The organism is Streptomyces sp. NPDC002574 (assembly GCF_042889545.1).
Lineage (GTDB): Bacteria > Actinomycetota > Actinomycetes > Streptomycetales > Streptomycetaceae > Actinacidiphila.
In genome coordinates this window covers 661,265-674,458 of record NZ_JBIARB010000001.1, presented here as the reverse complement: position 1 = coordinate 674,458, position 13,194 = coordinate 661,265, and the positions used below count along the sequence as shown (strand labels likewise).

9 protein-coding genes and 1 tRNA gene are annotated in these 13,194 nt (G+C 72.3%); 3 read left to right on the top strand and 7 right to left on the bottom strand.

Features of this window, described 5'->3' with window-relative positions:
• Positions 1-33: 33 nt before the first annotated feature.
• Positions 34-3,735 (top strand): S8 family serine peptidase, encoded by a 3,702-nt coding sequence (locus tag ACFYXS_RS03195; protein WP_389243186.1) that lies wholly within the window; start codon positions 34-36, stop codon positions 3,733-3,735.
• An 81-nt stretch (positions 3,736-3,816) separates the two neighbouring features.
• Positions 3,817-3,889, top strand: a tRNA-Lys gene (locus ACFYXS_RS03190).
• A 55-nt stretch (positions 3,890-3,944) separates the two neighbouring features.
• On the opposite strand, the gene ACFYXS_RS03185 is transcribed toward ACFYXS_RS03190, so the two are convergent.
• The 5 genes from ACFYXS_RS03185 to ehuB all read right to left on the bottom strand — a co-directional run bounded on the left by ACFYXS_RS03185 (position 3,945) and on the right by ehuB (position 7,976).
• The gene (locus ACFYXS_RS03185) at positions 3,945-4,700 is read right to left on the bottom strand and encodes an IclR family transcriptional regulator C-terminal domain-containing protein (protein ID WP_319661561.1); all 756 of its coding nucleotides are present in this window, start codon (positions 4,698-4,700) and stop codon (positions 3,945-3,947) included.
• A 216-nt stretch (positions 4,701-4,916) separates the two neighbouring features.
• Positions 4,917-5,723, bottom strand: coding sequence for an ectoine/hydroxyectoine ABC transporter ATP-binding protein EhuA (gene ehuA, locus ACFYXS_RS03180; RefSeq protein ID WP_389243184.1), 807 nt, complete (start codon positions 5,721-5,723; stop codon positions 4,917-4,919).
• A complete protein-coding gene (gene ehuD / locus ACFYXS_RS03175) occupies positions 5,713-6,348 on the bottom strand; it encodes an ectoine/hydroxyectoine ABC transporter permease subunit EhuD (protein ID WP_389243182.1) in 636 nt (211 codons plus the stop codon). The genes ehuA and ehuD overlap by 11 nt, the downstream gene beginning before the upstream one ends.
• Positions 6,348-7,046 (bottom strand): ectoine/hydroxyectoine ABC transporter permease subunit EhuC, encoded by a 699-nt coding sequence (gene ehuC / locus ACFYXS_RS03170; RefSeq protein WP_389243514.1) that lies wholly within the window; start codon positions 7,044-7,046, stop codon positions 6,348-6,350. The genes ehuD and ehuC overlap by 1 nt, the downstream gene beginning before the upstream one ends.
• A 12-nt stretch (positions 7,047-7,058) precedes the next feature.
• Positions 7,059-7,976: an ectoine/hydroxyectoine ABC transporter substrate-binding protein EhuB gene (ehuB, locus tag ACFYXS_RS03165; RefSeq protein WP_389243180.1), complete on the bottom strand. Its 918-nt coding sequence runs from the start codon at positions 7,974-7,976 to the stop codon at positions 7,059-7,061.
• 142 nt (positions 7,977-8,118) lie between these two features.
• On the opposite strand from ehuB, the gene ACFYXS_RS03160 reads away from it, so the two are divergent.
• Positions 8,119-9,603: an NAD-dependent succinate-semialdehyde dehydrogenase gene (locus ACFYXS_RS03160; RefSeq protein WP_389243177.1), complete on the top strand. Its 1,485-nt coding sequence runs from the start codon at positions 8,119-8,121 to the stop codon at positions 9,601-9,603.
• A 50-nt stretch (positions 9,604-9,653) separates the two neighbouring features.
• Here ACFYXS_RS03160 and ACFYXS_RS03155 read toward each other — a convergent pair whose 3' ends face one another.
• Positions 9,654-10,745: an LLM class flavin-dependent oxidoreductase gene (locus ACFYXS_RS03155; RefSeq protein WP_389243175.1), complete on the bottom strand. Its 1,092-nt coding sequence runs from the start codon at positions 10,743-10,745 to the stop codon at positions 9,654-9,656.
• Positions 10,746-10,813: 68 nt separating this feature from the next.
• Positions 10,814-12,646, bottom strand: a complete 1,833-nt coding sequence (locus ACFYXS_RS03150; protein ID WP_389243512.1) for a putative bifunctional diguanylate cyclase/phosphodiesterase — start codon at positions 12,644-12,646, stop codon at positions 10,814-10,816.
• Positions 12,647-13,194: the final 548 nt, after the last annotated feature.

Below are 13,194 nucleotides of genomic sequence, written 5' to 3'. Positions count from 1 at the left end.
TGACCGGTTGCCCCACCGGTAGACCTCCTGTGCATGACATACGCCCATCCCCCAAGTGCCCGTGGCCCGCGTCCCGTTCGGGCTGCTCGTCATGCCGTCGTGACCGCGACCGCCACCGCGTGCGCGCTCGTCGGCGGCGCCCTCCTGCTGCCCGGCGCCGTCGCGGCGGCCGCCCCGGTGCGGGACGCGGCGCCGGCCGCGCCCGCCGCGTCGCCCGCCGCGGCGCACGACCTCACGCTCGTCACCGGTGACGTGGTGCACTTCACCGACCGTCCCGGCACCGTGCAGGACACCGTCACCGTGGACCGCCCCGAGGGTGCGACGGGGGGCGTGCAGATCCAGCAGAGCGGCGACCACGTCTTCGTGGTCCCGGACGAGGCCGGGGCGCTGCTGGCCGCCGGGAAGCTGGACCGGCGGCTGTTCGACGTGACCACCCTGACCGGGATGGGCTACGACGACGCCCGCACCGGCGGCGTACCGCTGATCGCGACCTATCGCGCCGGTGTGACCGCCCCCGCGGGCAGCACGGTCGCGCGGCGCCTGCCCAGCATCGACGGCGCCGCGCTTCGCGCCGACAAGGCCAGGGCGCGCACCTTCTGGCGGGACGTCACCGGGGCCGCGCCGAGGGCGAGATCGCTGGACGGGGGCATCGCCGGGCTGTGGCTGGACGGGAGGGTCGGCGCCGACCTCGCGGAGTCCGTGCCGCAGATCAACGCGCCCCAGGCGTGGGCGGAGGGCTACGACGGCACGGGCCGCACGGTGGCCGTCCTGGACACCGGCGTCGACGACACCCACCCGGACCTCCGGGGCCGCATAGCCGCCGAGCGGAGCTTCGTGCCGGACCAGGCGGTCGCCGACGGCAACGGGCACGGCACCCATGTGGCCTCCACCGTGGCCGGAAACGGTGCGACGTACCGCGGTGTGGCACCCGGCGCCCGGCTGCTCGTCGGCAAGGTGCTCTCCGACGCGGGCTACGGCGAGGACTCCTGGATCATCGCCGGCATGGAGTGGGCGAAGGCCCAGGGCGCGGACGTGGTCAGCATGAGCCTCGGCTCCGACGTGCCGGACGACGGAACCGCGCCCATGGCGCGGGCGGTTGACGCCCTGTCGGCAGACGGGGGCCCGCTCTTCGTCATCGCGGCGGGCAACGCCTACTCCGGCTTCACCATCGGGGCGCCCGGTTCGGCCGCCTCCGCGCTGACCGTCGCCTCCGTCACCAAGTCCGACGAGCGCTCGGACTTCTCCAGCATGGGCCCGCTGACCGGCAGTTACGGCCTCAAGCCGGACATCTCCGCGCCCGGCTCCGACATCACGGCGGCCAAGCCCGGCGGTGGCTACCAGACGATGTCCGGCACCTCGATGGCCACCCCGCACGTCGCGGGCGCCGCCGCCGTCCTCAAGCAGCGGCACCCCGGGTGGAGTGCGGCGCAGCTCAAGGACGCGCTGATGAGCACGTCGGAGCGGCTCACCGACTACACCCCGTACGAGCAGGGCACCGGCCGCGTCGACGTCCTGAACGCCGTGGACAGCGCGGTGCAGGCCACCGGATCGGTCGCGACCGCCTTCTACGACTGGCCGCACGGCGCGGACGACCCGGCCGCCACCCGTACGGTCACCTACCGCAACAGCGGGACGAAGGACGTCACCCTGGACCTGGCGACCGACACCGACGCGGCGGCGTACACGCTGTCCGCGCGGTCCGTCACGGTCCCGGCGGGCGGCAGCGCCGAGGTGACGCTGCGCCTGGACCCGTCGTCGGTGGCACCGGCGACCACCTTCTCCGGGCAGGTCCTCGCCACCGACCACGCCACCGGCGCGCTCGCCGCGCATACGGGCTTCGCCCTGGTCAAGGAGCGGGAACTCTACGACTACACCGTCGAGTTGAAGGACCGGGAGGGGAAGCCCGCCTCCGGCTGGGTGTACCTGGGCGCCGAGAACGACAGCTACCAGTACCCGTACGCCGTCGACGGCGAGCGCACCCTGCGGCTGCCGCCGGGCGCGTACACCGCGTACACCTACCTGGACGTCCCCGGTGACCGGCCGGACTCGCTCGGCCTGGCCTTCCTCTCCGCGCCCCGCACGGTGCTGGACCGCCCGGTCACCGTCGCCCTCGACGCGAGCCGGGCCCGGAAGGTCAGCGCGTCCGTGCCGAAGGACACCGCCGACTCGCAGCGCCAGACGGACTTCGCGGTCGTCTCCGCGGACGGCGGCGTCATCCGCAGCGGCTACCAGGTGCCCCTGAAGTACGACAGCCTGTGGGCCCAGCCGACCGGCAAGGTCACCGGCGCCACCATGACCTTCTCGACCCGCTGGCGGCTCCGCGAGAAGCAGATCGCCGTCGGTTCCGTGGACGACGTGCTCGTCCAGCCGGGCAGCACGCCGGACGAGGGCACACGTCGCCTCGGCACCGTGTACGCCGGCCACGGCGCCGCCGCCGACTACGCGGGTCTGGACGCCAGGGGCCGGGCCGTGGTCGTGGACCGCTCGGACGCGGTCGCCCCGGTGGACCGGGCGGCGAACGCCGCGGCCGCGGGCGCGGCGCTGCTGATCGTCGTCAACGACGGCGACGGGCGGCTCAACGAGGTCTACGGCGACGACGCCGGGCTGCCGGTGGTCTCCGTCATGCGCGGCGACCGCGACCGCGTGCTGGCCCGGAAGCTCACCGTCACCCAGCGCGCCCAGCCCCGCTGGATCTACGACCTGGTCTCCCAGCACGACGGCGCCGTCCCGGACCGCTCGCTGGCCTACACCCCCGACCCCGACCGCGACCTGGCCCGCGTGGACGCCGTCTACTACGGCGGGGCGAAGACCTCCGGCGGCGGGTTCCGCTACAACATCCCCGCCTACGGCCCCGGTTTCGGCTTCTCCGAGCGCGAGAGCTACCCGTCGGAGCGCACCGAGTGGCTGACCCCGCTGCGCGGCGCCGCCTTCTGGTACGAGGACCACTCCGTCCTCGGCCCGCAGGACGAGGTCCTGCAGGAGATGCGCAGCGGCGACGACCGCGTCGCGGCCGGCCGCCACTACCGCACGCAGTGGTTCGCGCCCGTCCAGCGCCCGCGCCTCGGCCAGGGCTTCTGGGGCCCGAGCCGGGACGTCAACGGGTACCTGCAGTTCAACATCACGCCCTGGACGGACTCGGGCGCGGGGCACTCCGGCTCCATGCCCGCCGACGAGTACGACACCGGCTCCATCGCGCTGTACCAGGGCGACACCCTGCTGCGGAAGTCCGCGGGCCGGGCGCTGTCCCTCTTCGACCCGGCGCCTGCCGAGGTGCTCCCGTACCGCCTGGTCCTGGACGCATCCCGCGACGCCGGCCGCTGGCGCACCTCGGTGCGCAGCCACACCGAGTGGGGCTTCCGCTCCGGTGCGGTGCCCGACGACGGCACCACCTGGCAGCAGGACATCCCGCTGCTGCAGCTGGACTACGACGTCGCCACCGACCGCGCCGGTGACGTCAGGGCCGGCGGCCGGGTCGCCCTCGGCCTGTCCGCCGCCACCCAGGAGTGGCTGGAGAGGGTGACGCACGCCACCTCGGCGTCCCTGTCGGTGTCCTACGACGACGGGAGGACCTGGCAGCCCGCGGCCCTGCACCGTGTCGCGGGAGCGGGCCGCTGGACGGCGGAGCTGCGCACCCCGCGCGACCCGGGGGGCTTCGTCTCGCTGCGCGCCACCGCCTCCGACGGCAGGGGCGGCACGGTCGACCAGGAGATCGACCGGGCCTTCGGGCTCCGCTAGGCCCCGCCCGGCCGGTACCCGGGGTCGGGGGGGGTGGTCATGACCACCCCCTCCGACCCCGTATGATTGTCCCGTTCGCGCGCGCCGCTAGCTCAACTGGCAGAGCAGCTGACTCTTAATCAGCGGGTTCGGGGTTCGAGTCCCTGGCGGCGCACAGCACAAGGGCGCCCCTCCTCCGGGAGGGGCGCCCTTCTGTGTTCCGTGCGGTGTCAGAGGGCGAGCGAGAGCAGCACGGGGGCCGCGCGCTCGTTGAGGGTGTCGGCGGCGCCCTTGAGGCGGTGGGCCTGGTTGACGGGCAGGGAGAGCGCGAGGCAGCCGACCGTCGCCCCGATGGTCACCGGGATGGCGGCGCAGACCGTGCCGATCGCGTACTCCTGCAGGTCGAGGGTGGGCGCGCTGGCCGGCTGGCTCTCCAGCTTGGTCAGCAGCACCTTCTCGCTGATCGTGGTCTTCGAGGTCAGCCGCACGATCTTGTGCCGCGACAGGTGGTCGCGGCGGCCGTCGTGGTCGAGCTGGGTGAGCAGGCACTTGCCGACCGCGCTGGCGTGCGCGGCGGAGCGGAAGTCGACCCACTCGTTGACCTTGGGCGCGGCGGGGCCGTCGGCGAAGTCGACGATCTTGACCTCGCCGTCGTCGTACCGGCTGAAGTAGACCGCCGCGCCGACCTCGTCGCGCAGCGCCATCAGTACGTTCTTGATCTTCTCGGCGAGCGCCGTGTCACGGCTGGCGCTGCCCAGCAGGACGAGCGATTCACCGACCGCGTACCCACCACCGGGCAGGGCGTTGAGATAGCGCTCCCGATTGAGCATGGCGAGCAGTTGCGATAGATATCCGATGGGCACGCCGATTTCGCGGGCGAGCTGCTCGGCGCTGACGCCGTGCCGGTGCTTGTCCACGGTCTCCAGCACGCGCAGCGCGTGCTGGACGGCGTAGACCGGCGCGACCTGTCGGTGCTCAAGCGCCACGGTGTCCCCCTACAGGTGTGACCGTTTGCGTCCTTGCTGTGGCTGCTGGTCACGGCCACCGCGCACGACGGACGGGACCCGGCAGCCGGGCCGCATTCCACGATAGCCTCAAAGCGGTTTCGAGTAGAGCCCGTTGAAGCTTTGTCTGAACGCCTTCGGACGTATATGCAGGAACGCGCCACTCTGGCATATGCCCAGGGCACGGCCCACTTTCCGTCAGAGCACCGCACCGAGGAATTCCCGGGTCCTGCGGTGCTCCGGGGAGCCGAAAATGCGCTCCGGCGTACCCGACTCCACCACCTTCCCGCCGTCGAACATCAGCACGCGGTCGGAGACGTCCCGGGCGAACCCCATCTCGTGCGTGACGCACAGCAGCGTGATGTCCGTGCTGCGGGCGATGTCCCGCAGTACGTCCAGTACTCCGGCCACCAGTTCGGGGTCGAGCGCCGAGGTCACCTCGTCCAGCAGCAGGATGTCCGGCCGCATCGCGAGCGCGCGGGCGATGGCCACCCGCTGCTGCTGGCCGCCGGAGAGCCGGGTGGGATGCGCGTCCTGCTTGTCGGCCAGGCCGACCAGTTCCAGCAGCTCGCGGCCGCGTTCTGCGGCCTCGTCGCGGTCCATGCCCAGCACGTGCACCGGGGCCTCGGTGACGTTCTCCAGCACCTTCATGTTGGGGAAGAGGTTGAAGTGCTGGAAGACCATGCCGATCCTGCGCCGTGCGGTGCGCAGGTGCTTCTCGTCCGCAGGCACCGGCCGGCCGCCGCGGCCCGGCATGTGCGAGAAGGGCTCGCCGTCCACCTGGATGACGCCCTCGGTGACCCGCTCCAGGGTCATCAGCAGCCGCAGGATGGTGGTCTTGCCGCTGCCGCTCGGGCCGATCAGCGTAACCCGCTCGCCGCGGCGGACCTCCAGGTCGAGGTGGTCCAGCACGGTGTGGTCCCCGTAGCGCTTGACCACCTGGTCGAAGCGGACGGCCGGGGCCACGGAGGTCTTGGCGGGGTGGTGGGTCTCGTCAGTGAGCAAGGCGTTTCTCCAGCTTCCGCATGAGGATCGAGGTGGGGGTGCTCGCGACCAGGAAGATCGCGGCGGCCAGGGTGAAGGCCTCCAGGTAGGCGAAGTGGTCGCTGCCGAAGGTGTTGGCCTCGTGCACCATCTCGTCGACGGTGATCACCGACAGGAACGGCGTCTCCTTGAACATCGAGATCACGTAGTTGCCCAGGGCCGGCACGATCCTCCGCACCGCCTGCGGCAGCACCACCGCGAACCAGGTACGCGTCCGGGGCAGCGACAGCGCTTTGGCGGCCTCCCACTGGCCCCGCGGCACCGCGTCGATGCCCGCCCGGTAGACCTCGGAGGTGTACGTCGCGTAGTGCACGCCGAGCACGGTGATCCCGATGACCAGCGGTTGCAGCGCGGGCAGCAGCACCCAGGCGGCGAAGAGCTGGATCATCACCGGTGTCGACCGCACGAACTCCACGACCGCGCGCAGCGGCACCGTGACCCAGGGGCCCGCCGTGCGCCGCAGCACCGCGATGCCGAGGCCCAGCACGATCGCCAGCAGCGAGCCGAGCACGGTCGCCAGCAGCGTCACCTCGAAGCCGCGCAGGATCAGCGGCAGGCCCTCGCGGACCGTCTCCCAGTTCCACATCAGGCACGACCTCCCGCCGGCTGCCCGAGGCGCGCCTTGGCCACGGACTCCAGGGCGTTCATGGCCAGCGTCAGGACGTAGGCCAGGACGAAGTAGACGACGAGCAGCAGCAGGTACACCGTGGCGGTGTCACCGGTGGTCGAACGGACCTGGTCCATCTGGAAGGTGATGTCGGAGATGGTGATGAGCGACATCAGCGGGGTGCACTTCAGCAGCTGGATCAGCAGGTTGTTGAACGGCGGGATCATCTGCGGCCACGCCTGCGGCAGGACCACCAGCCGCATCCGCTGCCACGGCGTCATGTTCAGCGCGACGGCCGCCTCCGCCTGGGCCCTGGGCACCGCGTCGATCGCCCCGCGCACCACCTCGGAGCCGTACGCCCCGTAGTTGAGCCCGAACGCCACGACCGCGCAGGCCAGCGGCGCGAGCTTGAAGCCCAGGATCGGCAGCGCGAAGAACAGCCAGAACAGCTGCACGTACAAGGAGGTGCCGCGGAAGAACTCCACGACGACCCGGGACACCCCGCGCACAAGGCCCCGGCGCGAGCGCGCCATGAAGCCCAGGACGAAGGCGAGCACCAGCGCGGTCAGCGCCCCCAGGACGGTGGCCTGCACGGTGACCCACAGGCCGGCGCCGATGCTCGGCAGCGACCGCGTGACCTCCGTCAGGACGGACAGGGACTCACTTGCCTCGGTGATCACAGGCGGGCCTCACGCCTTGCACAGCTGGGCGGTCCGCAGGTTCGCCGGTGGCACCTCCGCCCGGGTGAAGCCGTACCGGCCGATCAGGGAGGTGTAGTGGTCCGGGTCGGAAGTGATCTTCTTCAGCTGGCCGTTGAACGCGTCGCGCAGCCCCGTCGCGTCCGTCCGGAACACCGCGCCGCCCGGGCTGTACTGCTTCTTGCCGCCGACCACGGGAAGGAAGGGGTCCAGCACCTCGACGGCCGCGTCCTTGTTGGTCCTGGCCAGCCAGCGCAGCGAGATGCCGGTCAGCGCGAAGGCGTCGATCCGCCCGGCGAGCAGCGCGTCCACCCCGTCCTGCTGCTTGGCCAGCGCCTTCACCCGGGACGCGGGGACCCCCGCGGCGTCCGCGTAGCCCGCCTCGACGGCCGCCGTCAGCACACCCACCGTGGCCTGTTCGCGGGCGCAGGAGACCAGGTCGCCCAGGTGCTTCGGGTTGCCCTTGCGGACCATCAGCGAGGTCGGCGAGACGAACTCGGGCTCGGAGAAGATCACCTTGCGGCAGCGGTCCGGGGTGATGGCCATCCCCGCGCTCACCACGTCGAAGCGGTCGGCGCTCAGCCCGGGTATGAGCGCCCCGAAGTCGGTGAGGGTGGGGCGCAGTTCCGGCACCCCCAGGGCCTTGAAGATCTCCCGGTGCAGGGTCGGGGCCTCGCCCGCCAGGCTGCCGCCGTCCTGGTAGCCGTACGGGGCCTCGCCGGCGAAGCCCACCCGCACGTACCCCTGCTTCCTCAGCTTCGCCAGCAGGTCCTCGTCCCCGACGGGCGCGCCCGTCCCCACCTGCGTGCGGCTGCACGCCGACAGCAGCCCGGGGACCATCGCCAGGCCGCCCGCGGCCGCGGTGCGGGTGAGGAACCCCCGCCGGGTACTGTCGCTGCGCTCCGTCATGTGCCAGACCTCCGGTAGTTCGTCTCCGTGCGGTGCGCCGACCACACGAGGGCCGCGCCTACCCCGGCGTACGGGAGGCATTCATGCGAATGTGGAGGGGTATCCGACTGCCCGGACCGTCCGCGAGAGGCAGGGAGCGGTGATGAGCGACAGCACCGGCATGAACGGCAAGCGCGAGCAACTGGTCGTGGAACGGGTGCCGAAGGGGCTGCTGATCGGCGGCCGGTGGCGGCCCGCGAAGGACGGCCGGGAGTACGAGGTGGAGGACCCCTCGACCGCGCAACCGCTGTGCGCGGTGCCCGACGCCGGCGCCGAGGACGCGCGCGCGGCGATGGACGCGGCCGCCGCCGCGCAGGCCGGCTGGGCGGCCACCGCGCCGCGCGAGCGCGGGGAGATCCTTCGGCGCGCGTACGAGCTCATCGTCGAACGGCAGAACGACCTCGCGCTGCTGATGACCCTGGAGATGGGCAAGCCGGTCGCCGAGTCCCGCGGCGAGATCCTCTACGCCGCCGAGTTCTTCCGCTGGTTCGCCGAGGAGGCGGTCCGCGTCGACGGCGGCTGGGCGACCGCTCCGGACGGCAACGGCCGGATCTGGGTGATGCGGCAGCCGGTGGGACCGGCCCTGCTGATCACCCCGTGGAACTTCCCGATGGCCATGGGCACCCGCAAGATCGGGCCCGCCGTCGCCGCGGGCTGCACGATGATCGTCAAGCCGGCGCACCAGACGCCGCTGTCGATGCTCGCCCTCGCCGAGATCCTCGGCCAGGCCGGACTGCCCGACGGTGTCCTCAACGTGCTGACCACCTCGCGGCCGGGCGAGGTGTCCACCCCGCTGCTGGAGGACCCGCGGCTGCGCAAGCTCTCCTTCACCGGCTCGACGGGCGTCGGGCAGAAGCTGATCGGGCAGAGCGCCAAGGGCGTGCTGCGCACCTCCATGGAGCTCGGCGGCAACGCGCCGCTCGTCGTCTGCCAGGACGCGGACCTGGAGAAGGCGGTGGAGGGCGCCGCGATCGCCAAGATGCGCAACATCGGCGAGGCGTGCACCGCCGCCAACCGCGTGTACGTGCACCAGGACCTGGCCGAGGCGTTCACCGGGCGGCTGGCCGAGAAGCTGGGCTCCATGGTGGTCGGCCGGGGCACCGAACCCGGCGCCCAGGTCGGCCCGCTCATCGACGGCGCCGGACTCGGCAAGGTGGACCGCCTGGTGCGCGACGCCGTCGCCAGTGGGGCCAGGGTCATCACCGGCGGCGCGCCGCTCGCCGACCGGCCGGGCTATTTCTACCCGCCGACCGTGCTGGCCGACGTCCCCGCCGACGCGGCGATGCTCCGCGAGGAGATCTTCGGGCCCGTGGCGCCCGTCGTCACCTTCACCGATGACGACGAGGCGATCCGGCTGGCCAACGACACCGTCTTCGGCCTCGTCTCCTATGTCTTCACCGAGAGCCTGCGGCGCGGCATCCGCTACGCCGAGGAACTGGAGACGGGCATGCTCGGCCTCAACAAGGGCGTGGTGTCCACCCCCGCGGCGCCCTTCGGCGGCGTGAAGCAGTCCGGGATCGGGCGCGAGGGCGGTTTCGTCGGCATCGACGAGTACCTGGAGATCAAGTACGTCGCCGTCGACGTGTGAGGCGGGCCGGGGCCGACGCCCCCGGCCGGCCCGTGCTGTCCGGCCGCGGATCAGGCCGTGGGCAGCCCGTACGCGTCGGCGACCAGCTCGTACGAGCGCAGGCGCGCCTGCGGGCTGTGCGTGTTGGCCGTGAGCATCAGCTCGTCCGCCCCGGTGCGCTCCACCAGCGCGTTCAGCCCGTCACGGACCTGCTCGGCCGTGCCGTGGACGATGTTGACCAGCCAGGAGTCGACGAACTCCCGCTCGGCGGGGCTGAACTCGTAGGCCTCGGCCTCCTCGGGGGTCGGGACGAGCCCGGGGCGTCCCGTACGCAGCCGCAGCATCGACAGGGCCCCGGTGAGCACCTGGCGGCCGGCCTCCTTCTCGTCGTCCGCCGCGAGTGCGGCGACGCCGATGACGGAGTACGGCTTGTCCAGGACGGCGGAGGGCCGGAAGGACTCGCGGTACAGCTCCAGGGCCGGGACGGTGTTCGCCGCCGAGAAGTGGTGAGCGAAGGCGAAGGGCAGGCCGAGGGCGCCGGCCAGCCGGGCGCTGAAGCCGCTGGAGCCGAGCAGCCACACCGTGGGACGCGCGGCCGACTGGACACCGCCGGGGGCGGTGCCCTGCACGGGACCGGGAATGGCGTGGATGCGGGCGTAGGGGTGACCGGCCGGGAAGTCGTCGTCCAGGAACCGCACCAGCTCGGCGAGCTGCTGAGGGAAGTCGTCGGCGCTCTCGTTGAGCCGGTCGCTGCGGCGCAGCGCGGCGGCGGTCGCGCCGTCGGTGCCCGGCGCACGCCCGAGCCCGAGGTCGACACGGCCCGGGGCGAGCGCCTCCAGCGTGCCGAACTGCTCCGCGATGACCAGCGGCGCGTGGTTGGGCAGCATGACGCCGCCCGATCCCAGGCGGATGCGCTCGGTGTGCGCGGCGAGATGGGCGAGGATCACGGCGGGGGAGGACGAGGCGACCCCGGGCATGGAGTGGTGTTCGGCGACCCAGTAGCGCTGGTATCCCCGGGCCTCGGCGAGCCGGGCCAGCTCGACGCCGGTGCGCAGCGCGTCGCCCGCGGTCAGGCCCGCGCCGACGGTCGCCAGGTCGAGCACGGACAGGGGCACGGGTGCGGTGCCGAGGGTGGTGCCTCGTACGGGGTCGTTCGTCTCCACTGCGGTCCGTCGCCTCCTGGGCCGGTCGGTGCTGCGTACGGGCAGCGACAACCGGAGAGCGACTCCGCTTATTCCCCCGGCTCTCCCGGCTCTCCTGGTTCCGTCGCATCCCGCGGGGTCCCGGGCGCCAGGTCCCCGGTGCCGTCCCGCCGCAGCTCGGCGATCCGCTCCGGGGGAACCGGCCGCGAGTACAGCCAGCCCTGCCCGGTGTCGCAGCCGATCCGCCGCAGCCGCTCGGCCTGCTCGGCGTTCTCCACGCACTCGGCGGTCACGGTCAGCCCGAGCCGGTGGGCGAGCTGGACCAGGGCCTCGACGATCGTCTCGTCGGCCGGGTTCGGGTGCAGGGTGTCGCGGAAGCCGCGGACGAAGGTGCCATCGAGCTTCAGCGCGGAGACCGGCAGCCGGCTCAGGTAGGCGAGGTTGGAGTAACCGGTGCCGAAGTCGTCGATGGCGATGTGCACCCCCATCTCGTGCAGGGCGTGCAGCGCCTGCAGCGGACGGCCCGCCGAGCCCATCACCGCCGACTCGGTCAGCTCCAGTTGCAGCAGCTCGGGCGGCAGCCCGGTGTCGTCCAGGATCTCGGCCACGTCCGCGACCAGGTCGGAGTCCCAGACCTGGCGCACCGCCACATTGACGCTGACGAAGATCGGGTCGTCCGGGTGGTCCTTCTGCCACTGCCGCGCCTGGCGGCACGCCTCGGCGAGCACCCAGCGGCCGAGCTGGACGATCGAGCCGTTCTCCTCGGCCAGCGGGATGAACCGGTTCGGCCCGAGCAGCCCGAAGTGCGGGTGCTCCCAGCGCACCAGGGCCTCGACCCCGCGCAGGCTGCCGCTGCCCAGCTCGACCAGCGGCTGGTACTCCAGCACGAACTCCCCGCGCTCCACCGCCTGCCGCAGCGTGCTGGACAGCGCCTGCTTGGTCATGCGGTGCGCGTTGCGCTCGGGGTCGAACAGCGTCCAGCGCGCCTTGCCGTCCGCCTTCGCCCAGTACAGCGTGGTGTCGGCGGCCTGCATGATGCCGGTGGCCGTGGTCCCCGACGCCTCGCGTTCGACCACGCCGATGCTCGCGGAGACGGCCAGCCGATGACCGGACAGGTCGAACGGGCGTTGCAGCGCGCTCAGTACGGACTCGGCGAGCGCGGTGGCCTGCCCGGTGCCGGTGGAGTCCTCGACGAGGACCGCGAACTCGTCGCCGCCGAGCCGGGCGACGAGCGTGCCGCTGCGGCCGAGCCGCGCCGCGCAGTCGGTCAGCCGCTCGGCGACGGCCTTGAGCAGCCGGTCGCCGGTCCGGTGGCCGAGGGTGTCGTTGATGGCCTTGAAGCCGTCCAGGTCGAGGTAGCACAGGCCGATGCGGCCGGTCCGGCTGCCGGCGCCCTCCAGCGCGGTGGCCAGGCGTTCGAAGAACAGCTGGCGGTTGGGGAGTTTCGTGACCGGGTCGTGCATGCGCAGGTGCCGCAGCTGCTCGCGCAGTTCGTGGCGCTCGCCCAGGTCCTCCACCGAGAGCAGCACCCCGCCGGGGACGGGCACCACGACGACCTCGGCCCACACGGTGCGGCCGTCCGGCCCGCGGACCGGACGAGTGCGGCGCAACTCCTCGCGACGGCCGGTGAGTACCGCCTCGTACTCGGCGTACTCCGTGCTCTCCGGGGCCTCGGTGTCGGTGGACTCCATGGGATCGGCGGGCACGGCGGCCGGGTCGGGTTCCGCGCCGCCGGGCGGCGCCGCCGGATCGCCCTGGGTGGTCCGCGCGGCCGGCGGACGGCCGTCGGGACCGCCGTTCCCCGCGAGGCCGACGAGCTCCGCAGCGGTGAGCGCGGTGAGCCGCACCGGGTCGGCGCCCAGCAGTTGACCGAGCGCCGGATTGGCCTCGCGGACCCGCCCGTCGGGGCCGATCAGCGCCATGGGCAGCCGTGCCACGTTGAAGGCGGCACGGTAGTCGTGGACCTCCGAGACCGACCGTTCCGGGGCCGGAGGATGACATTGAGTGACTGTGGGGGCCGTCATCTCGGGGTCGAGGTCGGGGCCTCCCGAGGGTCCGCCCATCGCTGACTCCCGTATTGCTGTCGTCTCGCACACATGGTCGTGGAGGGATCGAATGACCGCCAAGAGGCGGTGTTCATCCTGGAAATGTGCCGATCATAGAGGTTTTCCGAATGGCGCGGCCACCGCCGTAGCGGTGATTCTCGGCGTTCGGGGTGTGGCGTTGGTCATTTCTCGCCGCGTCGTGAATTGAATTGATCGTTTTTCGTCACTCATTACGCACTGTAGTGATCGGACGGTAACCCAGGCGGCGCAGCACAAGGGGGCGAAACACCGCAAAACATAGCAGCGTGATGTGGGTGTCCCGACACCGTCCGGGAGGTCCACGTGCCGCTGCCAGGGCTACCCATACGTGCGCATCGGCGTGTTCGCAGGGGTGAATCCCCGCGCGCCGCCCGTCGCGTGCTGCG